Origin of the sequence: Legionella israelensis (assembly GCF_004571175.1) — a bacterium.
In the GTDB taxonomy this organism is placed as follows: Bacteria; Pseudomonadota; Gammaproteobacteria; order Legionellales; family Legionellaceae; genus Legionella_D; species Legionella_D israelensis.
The window spans coordinates 2,775,319-2,792,910 of record NZ_CP038273.1 but is presented as its reverse complement, the minus strand read 5'-3'; the positions used below and the strand labels follow the sequence as shown (position 1 = coordinate 2,792,910).

The following is a 17,592-nucleotide window of genomic DNA, read 5'->3' as shown; positions in this document are numbered from 1 at the left end:
ATTAGTCTATACCCTGATAACCGTTAAAAGCCAAATCTTCAAAACGAGTGTATTTTCCAAGAAAAGCTACTCGCACACGACCAATTGGCCCGTTTCTCTGCTTAGCCACGATGATTTCCGCTGTACCTTTATCCGGACTTTCTTCATTGTAAACTTCATCGCGATAAATAAAGCAAATTAAATCGGCATCCTGCTCAATCGCACCGGATTCACGTAAATCAGACATCACAGGACGCTTATCGTGTCTTTGCTCGAGACTTCGATTAAGCTGGGATAAGGCAATTACCGGCACATCAAGCTCTTTAGCCAAAGCCTTTAAGCTTCTTGAAATTTCTGAAATCTCAGCCGTACGATTATCCGCTTTAAAACCAGGTACTTTCATTAATTGCAGATAATCCACCACAATTAAACCCAACTGGCCGTGTTCTTTGGCGAGTCTCCGTGCTCTTGCCCTCATTTCCGCCGGCGTTAAAGCGGGTGTGTCGTCAATGAAAAGCGGCGCTTCCGAGAGCATATGAACGGCTGAGGTGACGCGAGGCCAATCATCATCTTCGAGCTTCCCTGTTCTTATACGATGTTGATCAATTCGCCCAAGAGATGACATCATACGCATAGCAAGGGAATCGGCTGGCATTTCCATGGAAAAAACCAATACAGGCTTACGGGATTCAATGGCAGCATGCTCGGCCATATTCATCACCAGCGAAGTCTTACCCATAGAAGGACGACCCGCTACAATAATTAAATCAGAAGGCTGTAAACCGGAGGTCATTTTATCCAAATCGGATAAACCTGTGGGTAGTCCTGTAATGGTATCACCACTGTGATATAGAGCATCAATTTTTTCTACAGCTCTGACAAGAATGGATTTAATATTTTCAGGACCGCCATCGCTACCCGTTTGTTCAGCAATGGCAAATACTTTGGTTTCTGCAAAATCAAGAAGCTCAGGAACTTCTCGTCCATTTGGATTGTAGGCAGAATCAGCGATGTCATTGGCAACACTTATTAATTGTCGTTGAACCGATTTCTCCCGGACAATATCCGCATAGGCTGTCACATTGGCAACACTGGGTGTATTATTTGCCAGTTCAAACAAATAAACTTCACCCCCGGCATCGTCCAGTTCATTATAAGATTTAAGCATGTCCAGTAAAGTAACAACATCAAAAGGCTGCTCTTTTTTAGCCAACTCTGAAACAGCACGAAATAAAACCTTATGCTCAGTGCGATAAAAATCCGCTTCACATAACTTAGTGCTGATCTTATCCCAGACCTGATTATCGAGAAGAAGCCCACCAAGGATGGATTGCTCTGCTTCCAAAGAATGGGGCGGCCGCTTTAAAGGATCCACTGCTTTATTTTTTTTTGAGGTTTGCAAATCCAGCATAGTATAAGCAAAATAAATACAGAATTAGCTTATTGTAAATACCCTGAAAGAAAAAAGACACCTTTTTATAGATAAACTGCAGCTTCTGTATAGAGCTTCGAGCTCCAAATGAAACCTAAACGGATTTCCTGCAGCTTGCCTATGGGATCCCGCGGTCAAGACAAAACCGCGGAAGTCAATGATAATTTAAAGCGTAGTTTACATGGAGTAAATGAGCATTTGAAATTCTAGCGAACCCATACTTGCGTTCGACCTAATAAGGAAACACCGACGTAACCACGTACATAAAGTTTGTTCCCTTTCTGAGTGATTTTTGCACGATAAATTTTACCGGTTTTAGGATCAAGTATTTTTCCACCACTCCATTCATTTTCACCGGCTTTTTTCATACCCCAGAGAAAGCGAAGCCCCTGGATCTTTTTATTTTTAAAATGTCCAGGACACTTAGAGCAAACACCTGTATCACCAGGCTGAGGGTAAACCTTGACAATTGTACCACTTAGACTGTTCCCGGATACGTTAACATTTACCACTGCTCGTTTTTTACCCGTCTTATCATCAATTGTTGTCCAGTTCCCGGCCGGAGATGCCATAACGGATGGTAAATAAAAAAATGCAAAAAGCATCACTAACATCAACTTCCAGTATCGCATGTTTATCTCCTTATGTATGATCAATGGGGTAAGAAGTATTTTAAAATCATAAGGTAAGACAATTTTATTTGCAATTTAAATATTCACTAACTTATACCTCGACTTTAGCCATTTTTTAAGGATCGAATCCCCGCTACCTGATAGCGGAGTCCATATGGAGCTTCGCATGGATACAGCGGTCGATGACGCAGTAATTCGTGCCATTCTATTTTCTCAAGTCATCGATTTAAACTTTGATAAATATAGCGGTGCGCTTCTATGGTTTTTAATCTATTGCTTTTCTTTACTTGAAAAATGGTTAAAATCCAAACATGCAAAACTCTTAAAAATTCATGTTAAAAATTTATTCTCTTTTGATGGTTTTGTTCAGCCATTTCCTCAAATTCCATCCGGCTTTTTCTACTCCTGAAAAAAGCAAAAAATCCGCTATTATGCTTATTAATAACACGTTCATGAATTCTTTCATTTACCGTCTCAAAAACCACCTTTGTGTCCTTGAATGAACTTTCCGTCAAAAATGATGCGATATGAAAATATAATTCAGCCGGCAGCTTGCCTTCCTTTACAAGTCGTTGTCCCTGCAAGAACCAGTTGTTCGGCCCTACTTTTAAATAAATTTCCGCCTGCTCAAAGGTCAGTTTATTTTTTCGTATCAATTCGTTTAACCTTGCCGCGGTTTTCACCAAAGAAGCATCAAGGGAGGTATTTCCGTGTTTTGCTTCGTTAACGAACAATTCCCTAAGCTTGGGATGATCGATGAAGGCCACGAAACGCAATATCTCTTTTTGCGTTCCAGTAACATGCCCACCGCATATGAAGCCAATTGCCGCTTCCTTCAAGCTTGCGCCACGATGAATTAACTCATTGACTAAATTCATATGACCACCAAAGGCAGCGCCGAAGACTGCATCATCAAGACTCGCTCCGCGCTTAATAAGTGCATTGACAAGTTCCACATGGCCACCGCACGCAGCTCCCTGAAGGGCATCCTTGATTAATGTTCTATCCTGATTGATGAAATCATCGACAAACTCCACATGGTTTCCAAGACCAAAACCATAGGCTGCCTCAGCTTGCAAGCCCGCACCTCGTCCTAACAAATTGTTAACAAATGCTTTATGCCCTCCTGCGGCAGCACCCCGCACAGCATAGGCCAAAGCTGCCTGACGCTGAAGAAGCTTGTCTGTGAAGGCTTCATCGCCGCTAAGCGCTGCACCAAACACTGCATCATTTAAATTTGCGTCAAATCGCTGCAGCAAAAAATCAACGGCTTGATAGTCTTTTTCTTTGGCCAATACCGTAATAACAGTGTAGCCCTTACCCTTACTTGAGGTTGCAACTTTCTCCTTGGTTAACTCTTTTTCATTCTTATCTTTAGCCAGCCGATAAACTGAACCAAACAAAGGATTACCATCAAAATCCAACATTTTTCTCCTTAGCTTGCCCGCCGTGTTCACTAACTCATATCTTACAATCTTTATATAAAATTTACAATATGCTTAATATTTAAATAATAATACAGGGCTATGATTAAAATATAAACTTATTAAACAAATAAGCAGCAATAATTTTATTTGAGAGAGAAACGCCATGTATCGTGGTCCAATACTGCCTCAAGCAGACAAAAATGATGTAGATAAGGGTAATGAGGTCTTTGAAAAATTAAGAAAATTAAGTGCCTACGTTCCAAAAATAAGAGAAGATGTTCGCAAGGCATTAAACAATTATAAAATCAGCCGAGGCAAATTTTGGGGTCCTTCTTCATTTCAACAAAGGGTTCTACTTCAGCAGAAGTATCCTCGTAATGAAACCGTAAGTGCAGAGGAATACATTGGTCATACCATTAATCATGCTGGTACCGCACGTAACACCATCGAGGATCTTTATAAGAAATCAGAAAATATGAAGGAACTTCTTGGGGCCATGCTGCTTGTCGCAAATGACAATCTTTTTCTACCCCTTAGAGAAGCCAATGAATTAAAGCGCAGTGCAAAAAAACAAATTAATGAATTTGAACAAAATGAAAAATGGGAAAAAGAGAAGCTTGAATCTGATATTTCTGAAGAAGTTAAGAAATACCAAAAATTTCTAAGGAATAAAGATGAAATAGGTAATGCTTTTATCAACCTTGCCGAGCGGGTAGCAGAAACAATTAAAAGCAATCCTCGAAAATTACAATGCACAGAATATGAAAAAGAGGCATTAAAAGCACCAAACCCTCAAACCATGGATTGGGAGGAATTAGCTGAAGAAATTGAGAAATTGCTTCCGGCTGATAAAAACTACGCCGATCCGACAGATTGGCCAAAACTAACACAGCAGGTTTTCCGCAAAGAGGTGGAAAAAGCATTAGCCGTTGCCAATATGGCAATACTCGGGGATAGTCGATTTCTCGCTTCCTCGGAGGTAGATTATGATGAAAATATGAAAGGTATTTTTATCTCTGAAGAAAAATTTGAAGAAAAGCTACGTGATAAGATGGAATCTAAAGAAAAAGAAGAAGTTGCAGAAGATGAAGAGAATTATTCTTCTTCTCCTCGTGCGTTTTAGGTTCCGTGAACAAGATTTTCACGGAACCTAGGACATGGGCGCAAAAAATTCGGCAATATCCTGCTCCGTTAAACTCATCATCGCTGAGGTATTGGAAGATAACACGGCTTGCATTAAATGGCGCTTTTTCTTCTGCATGTTCAGAATTACTTCTTCTACCGTGCCTTGTGTTATCAATTTATATACAAAAACGGGATTTTCCTGCCCTATACGATGACTTCTGTCCGTGGCCTGATCTTCCACTGCAGGATTCCACCAAGGATCATAATGAATTACTGTATCCGCTTGAGTCAGATTTAAACCAGTACCGCCTGCTTTTAAACTAATAAGGAAAACCGGAATTTTTCCTTGTTGAAAGCGTTCAACCAGTTCTTGTCGATTTCTTGTCTGACCCGTCAGTTTCAAATAATTATATTGGCGTGTTATCAGTTCTTTCTCAATCAGCTTCAGCATGGATGTGAATTGTGAAAACACCAGAACACGCCTTCCTTCTTCCATTAAATTATCCAGAAGAGTCATTAATGCCTCAAGCTTTGCGGAAGAACCATGAGCCATGTTCGCTTCCGGCAAGGATATCAATCGCGGATCACAGCATATCTGTCTTAGTTTCAATAAGGCATCCAGCAGAATAATATGACTTTTGCCGAAACCCTGTTTAACTATCGCATCACGAACTTTTTTCTCCATGCTCATGCGTATAGCTTCATAGATATCCCTTTGCTCATCAGTGATTTCGATAAGATGAGTCATTTCTGTTTTAGACGGTAATTCTTTGGCGACTTCATTTTTTGTCCGTCTTAACATAAATGGCTTTATCCGATTGGAGAGCACATTTTTTTTCATATCATCGCCATATTTTTCAATCGGAGTTCTAAACCATTGACGAAATTGTCGATGGTCACCAAGCAGACCAGGCATGAGAAAATGAAATAAAGACCATAATTCTCCCAAATGATTTTCGATAGGTGTTCCAGTCAAACACAATCGATGCTCAGCCCTAATCTGCTGGATAATTTGAGTGGTTTTGGTACGCGCATTTTTGATAAATTGCGATTCATCTAAAATGAAATAATAAAATGGCTTGTCAAGAAAATGGGATTTATCACGCTGAACCAGTCCATACGTTGTAATCACCAAATCATAATCCGTAAATTTCACCTGATGGCGTTCATTTCCATGAAAAACGATGACCTTTAAGCAGGGAGTAAAACGCTTTGCCTCGGCCTGCCAATTGCCAACAAGACTTGTTGGAGCAATCAGCAAACTTGTTCTTTTCATTCGACCGGCTTCTTTTTCATATTGCAAATGAGCAAGCGTCTGTATCGTTTTTCCCAATCCCATATCATCAGCCAAGACACCGCCAAAATGATTTTGCCGAAGCCACTGTAACCAGCTTAATCCCTCACGTTGGTAATCTCGTAAACAAGCTGTTAAACCTTTTGGAACATCAACTATGGAAAACTGATTTTTATCCATTAAATTTAATAAACGATGACGTAGTTCTTCAGCTCCCTGCCAGCGTAAAGATATTATCTCCATGGCCTGTTCTGCTTCCTGCATGAGCATCAATTGGTAGCGATGGATTTCCAAAACCTTATCGCCTCTGTCAATCCGTCTTACACCATATTGAATCAATAATTCTATTAGCGACTTAATTCGTCCTAAGGCAATCTGTAGGACTTTGCCTTCTCCCAAAGGTAATTTAATGTATTGTTGATCAGGTAATTGCGTAAGCGCGTCACCGCCGCCATATTTATTTATTAATTGAGCAACCAAAGGCACAATATTTACTGACTTGCCATCAATTAAAATGCCCAGTTGATAAGAAAAAAACTCATGGCCTTGTTCAGCTAATTCAGAAAACCACTCTACCTCATCAGCTTCAATGATTTCTTCATACAGAGAACTGTCATAATAAATCTGCCAGTTTTCTTGTTTTAAAGCAGGAATAATATCCTGATAAAGAACATTTAAATCAGAAGAATTGGCAAAGCCATCGAGTACAAAGAAAAAACCAGAACCGGGCTTTGCGCATTTTTTTTCATAGGGAGTTGGGGAGCGAAAAACAAGAAATGACGATAACTCCTTCATTTTCAGTCTTTCAAAATCATCGTTTCGAGGATATATCTGCAAAACATCATCTTTCAGTTTAAAGAGTTTTCGGCAAGCATCCTGGGCATTAATATTAAGACCATCATATAAAAATTGAGGTCTAATTATCAGTAGCTGTCTGAGCGGCTTGTGATATTGCTCCTGTTTGGAAAGGGATTGAGTCAAAGGGATGCTATCAAATCGGAGATAAGCCTTAGGAATAATGTGTCGTTCCTCAGAGCGCTGATAATGGAGCGGTTTTGGAAACCCAGGAAAATACTGATCCATTTTTGCAGTAAATGTCTTTGTTTCCTGGAAGGAAAGCGGTTGAAGCGTCAGCAGATAATGCAATGGGCGAAGCGGATAGGAAGCATCAATCCGACGAAGACAGAATTCATTCTTATTCCAATACCAGGGCTTATTCAGCAACAAAGGCTCAAGAACCTGATTCTGATGTTTTAACAGCATATGTTGTCGGCCATCCGGTAGGAGTTGCCATGTGCAATGCCCTGATAAGGGTTCTTTTAATCGTATCGCCGTTTCTTGTTCATGATAAAAAAAAGCCCGGCCTGTTTGCAAAACAATCTCCAACAGCTCGCTGTTTCTCAAAGAGAAATAGTCAAATGAATTTGCGCAGCCATGACGTTCGAGCAACTGCTCAATGATACTTTTATCCTCGGCAATGAAATATCGCCTTTTATCTTCGGATAAATGATGAAAGGTTATTTTTCGACCCAATTGACCGCTTTTTAAAATTTTGGCTAAAGCTAATCGAATGACAACATAATGCTCATGTTGTCTAAAACGAGGCTCAATGAGGTATACCAGTCGATGCGTTGCTGATTGTTCCTGTTTTTGCACTTGCTGGAGGCGAAGCTGTTTAATCCGCCCTTCCAGCTTCTTATCCAGGTTAAGAGACTGTGATGTTTGATTCTTTCTGGCATAATGCAGCGTAAGCAGACATGCTGCGGCGTGTTTGCAATTCATGCGAAATGAGCAGCTGCAATGGGCAGGTTGCTTCGGCCAGTTTTTCAAATCCATATGAACATCATAAATCTGGCCTGAGCCGCCTTTTACACGCGCCTTAATTAAGCCTTCACTAAATCGTACGTTCAGTACTTTTTCCTGATCAAAATATTCCTGTCCATCAAGCAAATTTTGATCATTAAAAACATGCGGCATGCGGGAAATGGCTTCAAATAACATCAGGAAGGATTGACTTAAACAAAAGAGTAATTATAGCTAAAAACGACATTATAAAAAAGTTACACCTTTTAATTCACAGGGAAGATCATTTCATTTTAATTAATAACTGCTTTTATATGGTGATTAAAATTTGCATTTCCAGCATTCGCTAAATCTGCCGTCGCAAATTTTCGCCAGCCATTTCTTCTTTTTCGGCGGCGGTGTCCTTAGCGAACTTTTGCTTAATGGAATCAGCCTCAAGCCCGGCTTTTTTATATGCCTGGTTCACTTCAAAAGAAGTTAAACGCAATGAGCGCTGTATACGCTCTAATGCATGAGAAAAATTCTTTATTGCTCCATGACTTGCCTCTTCCAAAGTTTTACCCTGGTAAGCATTATTTATCATTGGCATTGAAATATCTTGCAGCATTTTAGCCACCACTAAGGCATTAAACGACATAAACCGAAGATTCATTCCCCTAAATATGTCCTCCTCCTCGTATAAAAGCAATTCACAGCAAACATTCCCTAATAATAAATAACCTGCTGATAAATAATATTTTGCAGCTAAATTGGCATAATAAATCACTCGAGAAGCAATATCAGGATCAAAACGAGATTTTAATAAAGCCAAACCATTAACGCATAAAGCATTCAAAGCAAAAAAACAACCGTGCTCGGCGGAAGAATACAAGTAATCTTTCGCATCTTCTATCAGTTGTTCTGTCATTTCTTCCTTTTCCAATAATGACTGATAAGCTTCATAAAGATAAAGTCCTTTTAAGAGATCAAGACAGGAAACGGTAGACATGGGTAGATATTCCTGTGTGGCAACCTGAGAGCCACTTTCCTTTTTAGATGGATTTTCGCCTGCTTGTCTCCATAATTCTTGCCAGTAGTCATCTAATTCAGGCGAACGACAAAGAGCATCAATTTCGGGATTCACAATCGCCAGTTTTAATAATACTTCTGTATCATATCGCACAATGGCATTGTAAAAACATTCAGGCTTAAGAACCTCTTTTAGCTTTAAGATTTTTTGTTCCTTCAATTTTTCGGTTTCGGATAAGGTAAGAAACTGAATTAATTTCATAGTGATTAACCTGAATTAAACGAGAGATTTAACTGATTTTTTATATAAAAGGTTTTTATCATTACTTGCCAAAGTCTCATTATTCTCCTTTTCAACTGATGATAAAAAAATACTCGAATCAGGCGTATGCTTTTGCCGGCTAAATAAGGAAAACCTGGGTAATTCTTCTAATGGGTCTAAAAGTTCAAGCTTAATTTCTTTGGCCACTAAAAATCCATGACCATGGGTTTTAAACAATTCATTTAGTCCATATTTTTCTAAAAGCTTTAGTAACATACTATAGCTAGCTCCCGAAGTACTTTGTTCTCTGGCAGCTAACAAATCAGTAACAAAACCCTTAATTGCCGTCTCTTTCGCTCCATAATAAAGTAAATATTCTATCACTAAATGATGAGAGTCCATATTCACATTAATACTTTTTGGCAAAATTCCCTGCAAGGCGAGATAACATTTGATCTGGGCTCTGCTGGGTGGCATGGAACCAGGGCCTACATCTCCTCCGATATTCTGCTCCTTCAACCATCTCCAGGTTTCCTCCATGTATTCTTTTTCTCTTACGGCCATCGCCGCTGCACCAAAAAATACGATCTTTTTATCCTGACTGCTAACGTTTAAAATCATGCCATGGGGGTCAAATTGCAAGTCAAGATCCGAATCTATCTCCTCACATACTGCTCTCATGCCTTTATCATCCTGTCCAATCGCGTATACGAGTTGATCACATTCGACTTTAACTTCATTTTTACCCATCAACATAAAGGTTAATAACAATTTACCATTGGTTTGTGGCTCAATTTTAATAAGCTCACCCTGAAAAAGCTCATTGCGCATTCTGGCGTGATACAAGGCACTGGTAGCAAGCTTTCCGGTGCCTGCTTTATTAAATTGTTTGGCAAACCATAATACCTTATTTTTTTTATCCTTTTCTTCAAATTCAAGAAAATCTCTTTTGATGTCATCGCCATAAAACCCTTTACGATAAACAGCAGCAGCAGTTCCGCCCCCACCGTAAATGACCATCGTTTTCTGCTGACGTTCTTCTTCGGAATCTGTCAATATGAATTGATTGCCATCAACAACGGGAGTATATTTTTTTTCCATATCATATTGACTTAATGTTCTTAAATCTTCTTTTGATATGATTGAGCCGAGAGTATTTCGAGCAGGCCCTAATCCCGTACAAATATTAACGGCATGCGTATAAATTATCTTTGTTCCAAGAGAAGTTTTTACCACTAAACGATAATCACAATCCTCTACTTGCCAATCTTTTAAATGATTAGATTTTTTTTCAATTTTTTGCACAGTAGCCTGTAATACAGGTGCTTGTGTCTTAGCCAAACTGACTTGATTCGCCTGATAAATATGACTTCCATTGGCATATGGATTTTTCCCATAATAATCTCTTGTCATATAATCTGAAGGATTGGCTTTACTAGTCGTTCTTTCAAGAAGGTTTTGCGGTTGAGCAAGCGTATAATTATGTTTCCAGCTTCCTGTACCATCACTGATCATTAATACAGAAGGCAATTTCCCTTTGGATAATTTTTCTTTGCTTTTTTTATGTTCAGAAGTAAACTTCTCAAGCCAAAGGTTCGTTCCCGTATCCCCTTCACCAATGATAATTTCCGGGCAGATAGAAAAGTCACTTCTATCTAAAATATCAAGAATATCTTCATGGATAGCTTTCTTTTTCTCTGAAACCCTTGACACTCGATCATAACTTCGTGTCACTCTGTATAAATCATCCCTTTCTTCAACAGGAATGGATTTATCTTCATGTCGTTGACGTCTCGCTTCTCTTAAGGCATAGATAAATATTTCAGGACAGTTAATGCTGTATGCATAAACTTCGTTGAAAGCTTTTACGGCTTCTTTCAACATTTCATAGCATTGATAAGTACTGTATTTTGATTTAAATATGTCTGGATTTTTATTGATGTGATCGAGAAGTGGGTAAAAATTCTTGACTAAATCCTGGGTTGTCCGAATTTTAAAAAAAAGCAAAGCTGAGCAGATAGAATTAATTTGGTATTGTTTAATATGTCTGGGCATAAGATAACCTCTTGATCCAAGATTTACCCTAATTGTAAAAAATAAACATTAATGAATTATTAAGAATAGATAAAAACACAACAATTTAAAGGTAAAAATTGATCAAGATATGCCCCTGCTCCGTGAGTAAAAAAAGATTAAGATGATTTGGATTGTGTAAAAATTCTGCTTATGAAACCAAAAAGAAGTGTCCAGATAAAAACTGATAAACAAGCAGCTAACAAGATCAGGGAAGGTCCCCAGGTTCCAAATGGCTTGTCAGTTAAGTAGGCCAGAATGATGACCGGAAAGGCTAAAATATTCCCCAGTACAGGAGATATTTGCAATCCGGCCGATATGCCGATAATTGGAGAAATCAAACCAAAAACTGCTCCATAAAGAAATACTTTTTTATTCATAGATGTATTATAGCAAGTCGTCAGGAAAAGGTAATAGCTCCGCCCTGTTAACAGTAGTGCAAATAGCCAGATTTATTCAGGCTGCAAGAAAGTTCGATTATATTTGCATCCTGGGTGGCTCAGGGAAATCTGTATCCACTCTTCTTTCTCTCTCGGAAAGCTTGTATTCTTCATATTGCAGGCATGCGCTGCAAGCGCAATCTGTTGTTCGGCATGCAATACAAGAGGTTGTTCCGCCTGCCGCAGCACCAAGGGGTGAAGTCCATAAACAGGAAAAAGGCGTAAAACAAGAAAACATCAAGCCACCAATACAACCTACAAAACAACAAAATGCCGTGGCTGCTTTTTCATTAGACGTCATATAGGTTGAATGTTTCTGCTGACGAGCAACCTCCGCGGCTCTAATAGCTTCTTTATGCTTTCGAATATCCTTTATTTCTTCACGGCGAGCATTTGACATTTCTTTATATTTTTCCGCCATTTCTTTAAGTTGATTATATTTTTGACAAATTTGTGAATATGTACCAGTAAATTCTTTTCCAGCTATTCGAATTTGAATTTGGTTTTTTGCAAGTGTATTTACGATTTGATTAAGTTCTTTACTTGTTCTTGCTAATCGACTCAATGATTGATGATCAAGAAAAAGGAAGATTTGCCCAATAATATCTGTTCCTCCGGCATTAATGAGCCGTGTAATATCATTTGTCTCTTTCTCATCTTTTTTAAAAAAAACCATACCGTTCCCTAAACATACACAAGGTGCACATTATAACTTGCAAACCTTCATGATAAAACTAATTTCAGGTGGAAAACGAATGAAATAACATCCTATAATATGACAATGACAGCGAAAAAGGATAATTCATGCCTCATATTCAACTTAAGGATGTCAACCTATATTATGAACAACAGGGAGAAGGGCCGAACCTGGTCATGGTAGCAGGCTTAGGCGTCGATCACAGTATGTGGAATACTGAATATTTTGCCAAAGATTTTCGCGTAACGGTTTTAGACAATCGCGGCGCAGGACAGTCATCCACTCCCAAAGGCCCCTGGTCAATGAAAGTAATGGCTGCTGATGTCATTGCGCTTTGTGATGCTCTCGGAATTAAGAAAGCACATTTTGTCGGGCATTCTATGGGCGGACATATCACACAGATGATAGGCGCTTTGTATCCGCAATATTGTGATAAATTGGTGATTGCCTGTAGTGAGCAATTTTTTTCCATTATTTCTCGGCTGGCTACCAATCAACAAATTGTTCTTATGAATTATAATCTGCCACCTCGTGTTTTATTGCAAAATTACTTGCCATTGTTGTTTTCCATGGACTTTCTCGAAAATGAAGATAAAGTGAATGCCTTTCTTGATTTCATGCTGGATAATCCTTATGCTCAAAGTCCTGAAGGTTATATTCTGCAAACAGAGGCTTTACGCACTCATGACAGTCGGCCTTTGCTTGAACGCATTAAAGCTCCCAGCCTGATTCTTGGCTGTGAAGACGATCTGTTGACACCGCTAAAAAATTCACAATACCTGGCAAAACATATCTCGAATGCTACATTGAAAGTCATTCCCAACTGTGGACATGCACCATTTGTTGAGTATCCAGAGATGTTTAATCAAATGATTCTGGATTATTTAAAAAATTAATGATTTCATTTTCAACAAGAATTTATAAACCAACTATCAAAACTTTTTGATTTTCATTTTCTATTGGCAGTAAAAGCTGGCTATCAGGAAGATAATGAGAGTTTTTTTGTGTTTCAATATTATTTGATTTTGTTTCATTCATGAGTGCTTCATTTGAAGACTTCAGTTTTTTGCCAAAATTTGATTGAACATTTTTATAAACGGCCAAAGGTTGCCAGTTATCTATCAAAATTTGTTTTGCCATGTAATGATATATTTCCTGCTTTAAAGGAAAACTGGAGTGGTCTTCATAAATGAGATCTTCGTTTTGTGAAATCGAAAGATAGAATTTGATTTCTTGAAAAAATTCTTCGTTGGTGGGTGTATAATGACCACTTTCGTTACTGACAAGAATTAATTTACCCTGCCTAAAGATAAAATAACCAGCAGATAGTACTTTTTTACCGTTACTTAAGTAGGAATGATGTGCGACATTTTCTTCCTTAGCTGCAAAAATTTTGCCCTCCAATGTTCGAATAAAAAGATATCGGCCATGAGGTATTTCGCCGTTTGGGAAGGAAAACATTCCATTTTTATAAGATAGTTTACACACCATTTCAGCAATCAAGGGATTCAAATAGGAAGAAAGCTGATATTTGGCCTGCAATTCTCTTTGTTTTTTGCGTTCCTTGCGAAAATGATCTTTCAGTTTAATCCCTTTTTGAATAAAAAAACCTGGCATATATTCATTACCGATTACTTAATATATTGAATTACTATGGTTTTCCTCAAACCTTTTTGAAGAAGGTACAGATAACAGTTCTTGATCAGCGCAATTCATTACTTTCTTTATGTTACTTTCTCTTCGGTTTTGATTTTCAGCTGTGAATATGATTGAACCCATTTCAATGAGTTGACGACTATCTAAAAATATATCCGTCTTGTAGTCGACTTTGCTATTGCGAATATAGGCATAATTGACGGATTCATTCCAATTTATTGTATCATCATAAGCACACGCCACAGGTGACCAAAAATCAAATATATACTCAGGCTGAGTATGTAATCGAATATAAGTATGGCTTTCATAAGAAAAAATAGTTTCAATAGATAAGTTCACTTCATATTTCTTTGCAAGTACATAAGCACCAACGATGGCAAAGGACTGACATGTTCCTGTCCCATACAAATAAGCCTCTCTCAATATCTCTTTATAATCTATATCAGTTTTTGAGGTATGTGAGTCAGTCAGACAAAGATCGTTGGCAATAACCGCAGGTAAAGCGGCCATTTCATCTTTTTTATAATGAACAGCAAAAAATTTATTTTTTTTTCGCGTGTAATAAACATTTGCCGTTTTTTCTGCTATTTCATTATTACAAGCTCCGAATTTAAGAATATCGTTTACTTCCTTTTGAAGCGTTGCAAATAAGGATGCCAAAAAATCTGCTTTTTCATCATTCTGCAAAGATTCTAGTATACTGTTAAGATTCTTCATGAAATAAATATAAAAATAAATGGTCAGACATTATACCATCCAAAATGGAAATAAATAAACCACAATGTACTAATATTAGTTAATTATTTTGTAAGAACAAAAATATTATCAAACAGTAACCAATAGGAATTATATGCCTACAGCGACGTCGGTTGATGTTTTAATTATGGGTGGTGGAATTGGAGGTTTAACGACAGCCATTGCTTGTCAGCAAGCTGGTTTTTCGAGTTTGATTCTTGAACGGGCATCTGATTTTTCTGAAGTGGGTGCAGGTATATGGATTGCTCCTAACGCCATGCAGATTTTTGATAGGCTTGAAATAATCTCAGGTCTTACAGAATTAGGGTATCCTATTGACCAAATCCACCTATCCTCTACTTACTCCGGCGAACTGCAAGTCATGAATTTCCAGCGATACAAATTTAATATCTTAGCCATTCATCGTGCCAGATTACAAAAATACTTAGCGCAGTGTATCGAACAAGATCAGATTCTGTTTGGACGTCAGGTTATACATATTGAACAAGAGAGTGAAGAAGTAACGGTTCAATTGGCAAGTGGGGAGACCTTTCGTGCAAAAATTCTGGTAGCCGCTGATGGCTTGCACTCTCAAGTCCGAAAGTTAATCTTTAAAAACGATAAAACTCAATATTCAGGGTCAAGCAGTTTTAGAGGAATCGTGAAATTAAACCCTCACAGCAACCATATGGACCATACCAGTTATGAAATTTGGGCGCCTGGATGTAAATTTGGATACTCATTTATCAGTACTTCTGAACAGTACTGGTACCTTTGTTTTAAAGCCAAAGCCCATACCTATCTAAAATCAAATGAGATGCATTCTTTTGCAAAAAAACTAGTAGCAAAATATTTTTCCGCTCAGATTGATCTTATTGATCAAACGGCACCAGGACAAATTATTCAAACCAACTTATCGGATTTATCACCATTACCTTACTGGAGCGATAAGAGAATAGCTCTACTTGGAGATGCAGCGCATGCAACCACTCCACATCTTGGACAAGGTGCAGCACAAGCCATTGAAGATGCAATGGCCCTTTCTCTTGCTTTAAAAAAATATGGATTGAATGAACAAGCTTTAACGAGGTATCACAAAATTTGTCATCAAAAAGCTGAATATCTGGTTAGAAAAGCACGAGCTTACGGCAATATGTCTGAGTCGAGTTCGCCATTTTTTCAAATGATACGTGATATGGCCATTCGCAATACACCTCAATTTATAATGGATAAAATGAGCGATAAAATTTTTATTCTGTGATTCAATAACTCATGCATATAAACGAGGCTTTGAAATTTCAAAAAATACGTCCGAAGATGTAAAAGACTAAGCTTTGTATCTCGACTTTAGCCATTTTTTAGGGATCGAATCCCCGCTACTTGATAGTGGGGTCCATACGGAACTTCGCATAGATGCCGCGGTAATTCGTGCCATTCTATTTTATCAAGTCATCGATTTAAAGTGACTTTGATAAATATAACGGTGCGCTTCTATGGCTTTAATCTATTGCTTTCCTTTGCTTGAAAAATGGCTTCTAACTCTTCCATTTAATAGCTATTATAAAGGCTTCAGGTTTTCAAGCGTCGTTGGTATCAGTTCAGAAACCGTAGGATGAATGTGAACAGCATCTCTTATCAGCGTATATGGTTTATCTGCGTACATCACATCGAGTATGGAATGAATAATCTCATCACCATTTACCCCGAGGATTGCCGCGCCAAGAATTTTTTGACTGTCTTCATCAATCAGTATTTTAATAAAGCCTTCCGGCTCTCCTTTAATGAGGGCTCGCTTAACTTGTGTCATGGGGCGCTTAGCTACCAGAGCTTTATAACCAGCCTTACGAATTTCAGCCTCCGTCATCCCACAACGTCCCAAAGGAGGATCGATATATAGCGCATAAGCTAAAATACGATCGGTCAGTTTTCTTTGTGAGCCATTGAGCAAATTATCCGCAACGATTTGATAATCGTTATAAGCTGTATGAGTAAAGGCTCCCCGACCGTTACATTCTCCCAAAGCCCATACATTAGGCACGGTGGTATTCAGTTGATCGTCAACCATAATCATGCCTCGTTCATTAACCTCAATATCCGTGTTTTCCAGGCCCAAATCGTCCGTATTTGCTTTACGACCAATGGCTATCAACAGGTGAGAACCTGTGACTGAGGTTTTACCTGTGTCACAATCCACATGAGCCTGAATTCCTTTATCAGAAGATGAAAAAGAGAGGCAATTGGTATTTAACCGAACATCAATACCGGATTGTTGCATGATATCGAGCACGACATCGCAAACATCAGTGTCTTCCCGTGAAATAAGCTGAGGAGCCTTCTCAACAATGGTCACTTTGGCACCAAAGCGACGAAAAGCCTGTGCAAATTCAAGCCCAATATAACTTCCGCCTATTACAATGAGATGCTCAGGCAAGACATCTAATTGTAGAATAGAGGAGTTGGTCAAAAAGTCCACCTGCTCAAGCCCTTCCATGGGCGGAACAAATGCTCGAGCCCCTACATTAATAAAAATCTGATGGCCGGATATACGCTTATCATTTATTGAAACGGTGTAATTATCGATAAATTTAGCATGTCCATAATAAACCGTCACATTAGGTGTGTTTTTCAACCACTGCTCCACCCCCTGACTGGCTTTTTTCACAATAGTATCCTTGCGTGCCTTCACCTTTTTCATATCTGTATGAACTGAACCGCTGATTTCAATACCGAAATCCTGAGCTCTTTGAGCATGGTGAGCTATTTCAGCACTGGCCACCAAGGTTTTGGTTGGAATACATCCGGTATTTACACAGCTTCCACCGAATTTGTTTCTTTCAATGATAGCAACCTTCTTCCCTCCCTTAGCGATTCGAACAGCTAACGAAGGACCCGCTTGCCCTGTTCCTATAATGATTGCATCAAAAGATTTATCCACAATACTCTCCCAGGCTCGTAAGCAAAATTGGCATATTTCTACCTTGATAACCATCCAAGGGATAACAGCGGTATAAATAAAAGTATAGTCACAC

The 17,592-nt window shown here is 38.6% G+C and carries 14 protein-coding genes; 3 read left to right on the top strand and 11 right to left on the bottom strand.

Annotated elements, in window-relative coordinates; genetic code table 11:
• Position 1: 1 nt before the first annotated feature.
• The 3 genes from dnaB to E4T55_RS12825 form a co-directional block, all read right to left on the bottom strand.
• Positions 2–1,390, bottom strand: coding sequence for a replicative DNA helicase (gene dnaB / locus E4T55_RS12835; protein ID WP_058500587.1), 1,389 nt, complete (start codon positions 1,388–1,390; stop codon positions 2–4).
• 227 nt (positions 1,391–1,617) lie between these two features.
• A complete protein-coding gene (locus tag E4T55_RS12830) occupies positions 1,618–2,043 on the bottom strand; it encodes a DUF2147 domain-containing protein (protein WP_058500588.1) in 426 nt (141 codons plus the stop codon).
• A gap of 335 nt (positions 2,044–2,378) precedes the next feature.
• Positions 2,379–3,470, bottom strand: a complete 1,092-nt coding sequence (locus E4T55_RS12825; protein WP_058500589.1) for an ankyrin repeat domain-containing protein — start codon at positions 3,468–3,470, stop codon at positions 2,379–2,381.
• Between the two features lie 163 nt (positions 3,471–3,633).
• Between E4T55_RS12825 and E4T55_RS12820 the strand changes: the two genes are divergently transcribed.
• Positions 3,634–4,593 (top strand): hypothetical protein, encoded by a 960-nt coding sequence (locus tag E4T55_RS12820; protein WP_058500590.1) that lies wholly within the window; start codon positions 3,634–3,636, stop codon positions 4,591–4,593.
• A 27-nt stretch (positions 4,594–4,620) separates the two neighbouring features.
• Here E4T55_RS12820 and E4T55_RS12815 read toward each other — a convergent pair whose 3' ends face one another.
• The 5 genes from E4T55_RS12815 to E4T55_RS12795 all read right to left on the bottom strand — a co-directional run bounded on the left by E4T55_RS12815 (position 4,621) and on the right by E4T55_RS12795 (position 12,151).
• On the bottom strand, positions 4,621–7,890 hold the full coding sequence (locus E4T55_RS12815; RefSeq protein WP_058500591.1) for a DEAD/DEAH box helicase: 3,270 nt from the start codon (positions 7,888–7,890) through the stop codon (positions 4,621–4,623).
• Between the two features lie 148 nt (positions 7,891–8,038).
• The gene (locus tag E4T55_RS12810) at positions 8,039–8,962 is read right to left on the bottom strand and encodes a DUF5630 domain-containing protein (RefSeq protein WP_058500592.1); all 924 of its coding nucleotides are present in this window, start codon (positions 8,960–8,962) and stop codon (positions 8,039–8,041) included.
• 15 nt (positions 8,963–8,977) lie between these two features.
• Positions 8,978–11,017 (bottom strand): hypothetical protein, encoded by a 2,040-nt coding sequence (locus E4T55_RS12805; RefSeq protein WP_058500593.1) that lies wholly within the window; start codon positions 11,015–11,017, stop codon positions 8,978–8,980.
• Between the two features lie 137 nt (positions 11,018–11,154).
• The gene (locus tag E4T55_RS12800) at positions 11,155–11,415 is read right to left on the bottom strand and encodes a hypothetical protein (RefSeq protein ID WP_058500594.1); all 261 of its coding nucleotides are present in this window, start codon (positions 11,413–11,415) and stop codon (positions 11,155–11,157) included.
• Between the two features lie 97 nt (positions 11,416–11,512).
• The gene (locus tag E4T55_RS12795) at positions 11,513–12,151 is read right to left on the bottom strand and encodes an F-box protein (RefSeq protein WP_058500595.1); all 639 of its coding nucleotides are present in this window, start codon (positions 12,149–12,151) and stop codon (positions 11,513–11,515) included.
• Positions 12,152–12,279: 128 nt separating this feature from the next.
• On the opposite strand from E4T55_RS12795, the gene E4T55_RS12790 reads away from it, so the two are divergent.
• Positions 12,280–13,068 (top strand): alpha/beta fold hydrolase, encoded by a 789-nt coding sequence (locus E4T55_RS12790; protein ID WP_058500596.1) that lies wholly within the window; start codon positions 12,280–12,282, stop codon positions 13,066–13,068.
• A gap of 22 nt (positions 13,069–13,090) precedes the next feature.
• On the opposite strand, the gene E4T55_RS12785 is transcribed toward E4T55_RS12790, so the two are convergent.
• Together E4T55_RS12785 and E4T55_RS12780 are read right to left on the bottom strand one after the other, a co-directional pair.
• A complete protein-coding gene (locus E4T55_RS12785; protein WP_058500597.1) occupies positions 13,091–13,789 on the bottom strand; it encodes a hypothetical protein in 699 nt (232 codons plus the stop codon).
• An 18-nt stretch (positions 13,790–13,807) separates the two neighbouring features.
• Entirely contained in the window at positions 13,808–14,545 is a 738-nt protein-coding gene (locus tag E4T55_RS12780) for a hypothetical protein (protein WP_058500598.1), read from the bottom strand.
• A gap of 133 nt (positions 14,546–14,678) precedes the next feature.
• Here E4T55_RS12780 and E4T55_RS12775 point away from each other — a divergent pair, with 133 nt between their 5' ends.
• Entirely contained in the window at positions 14,679–15,824 is a 1,146-nt protein-coding gene (locus tag E4T55_RS12775; RefSeq protein ID WP_058500599.1) for an FAD-dependent monooxygenase, read from the top strand.
• A gap of 297 nt (positions 15,825–16,121) precedes the next feature.
• Here the strand turns inward: E4T55_RS12775 and E4T55_RS12770 are convergent, their stop codons facing one another.
• Positions 16,122–17,498 carry an FAD-containing oxidoreductase gene (locus E4T55_RS12770; RefSeq protein WP_058500600.1) on the bottom strand — a complete coding sequence of 459 codons (1,377 nt, stop codon included), beginning with the start codon at positions 17,496–17,498 and terminating at the stop codon, positions 16,122–16,124.
• Positions 17,499–17,592 lie beyond the last annotated feature (94 nt).

What these genes read in the sequence shown, in the direction of transcription:
- E4T55_RS12775 (WP_058500599.1), top strand. Translation starts at nt 14,679, where the DNA reads ATGCCTACAGCGACGTCGGTTGATGTTTTAATTATGGGTGGTGGAATT.
- E4T55_RS12805 (WP_058500593.1), bottom strand. Translation starts at nt 11,017, where the DNA reads ATGCCCAGACATATTAAACAATACCAAATTAATTCTATCTGCTCAGCT.
- E4T55_RS12790 (WP_058500596.1), top strand. Translation starts at nt 12,280, where the DNA reads ATGCCTCATATTCAACTTAAGGATGTCAACCTATATTATGAACAACAG.
- E4T55_RS12785 (WP_058500597.1), bottom strand. Translation starts at nt 13,789, where the DNA reads ATGCCAGGTTTTTTTATTCAAAAAGGGATTAAACTGAAAGATCATTTT.
- E4T55_RS12825 (WP_058500589.1), bottom strand. Translation starts at nt 3,470, where the DNA reads ATGTTGGATTTTGATGGTAATCCTTTGTTTGGTTCAGTTTATCGGCTG.
- E4T55_RS12780 (WP_058500598.1), bottom strand. Translation starts at nt 14,545, where the DNA reads ATGAAGAATCTTAACAGTATACTAGAATCTTTGCAGAATGATGAAAAA.
- E4T55_RS12810 (WP_058500592.1), bottom strand. Translation starts at nt 8,962, where the DNA reads ATGAAATTAATTCAGTTTCTTACCTTATCCGAAACCGAAAAATTGAAG.
- E4T55_RS12795 (WP_058500595.1), bottom strand. Translation starts at nt 12,151, where the DNA reads ATGGTTTTTTTTAAAAAAGATGAGAAAGAGACAAATGATATTACACGG.
- E4T55_RS12820 (WP_058500590.1), top strand. Translation starts at nt 3,634, where the DNA reads ATGTATCGTGGTCCAATACTGCCTCAAGCAGACAAAAATGATGTAGAT.
- dnaB (WP_058500587.1), bottom strand. Translation starts at nt 1,390, where the DNA reads ATGCTGGATTTGCAAACCTCAAAAAAAAATAAAGCAGTGGATCCTTTA.
- E4T55_RS12830 (WP_058500588.1), bottom strand. Translation starts at nt 2,043, where the DNA reads ATGCGATACTGGAAGTTGATGTTAGTGATGCTTTTTGCATTTTTTTAT.
- E4T55_RS12815 (WP_058500591.1), bottom strand. Translation starts at nt 7,890, where the DNA reads ATGTTATTTGAAGCCATTTCCCGCATGCCGCATGTTTTTAATGATCAA.
- E4T55_RS12800 (WP_058500594.1), bottom strand. Translation starts at nt 11,415, where the DNA reads ATGAATAAAAAAGTATTTCTTTATGGAGCAGTTTTTGGTTTGATTTCT.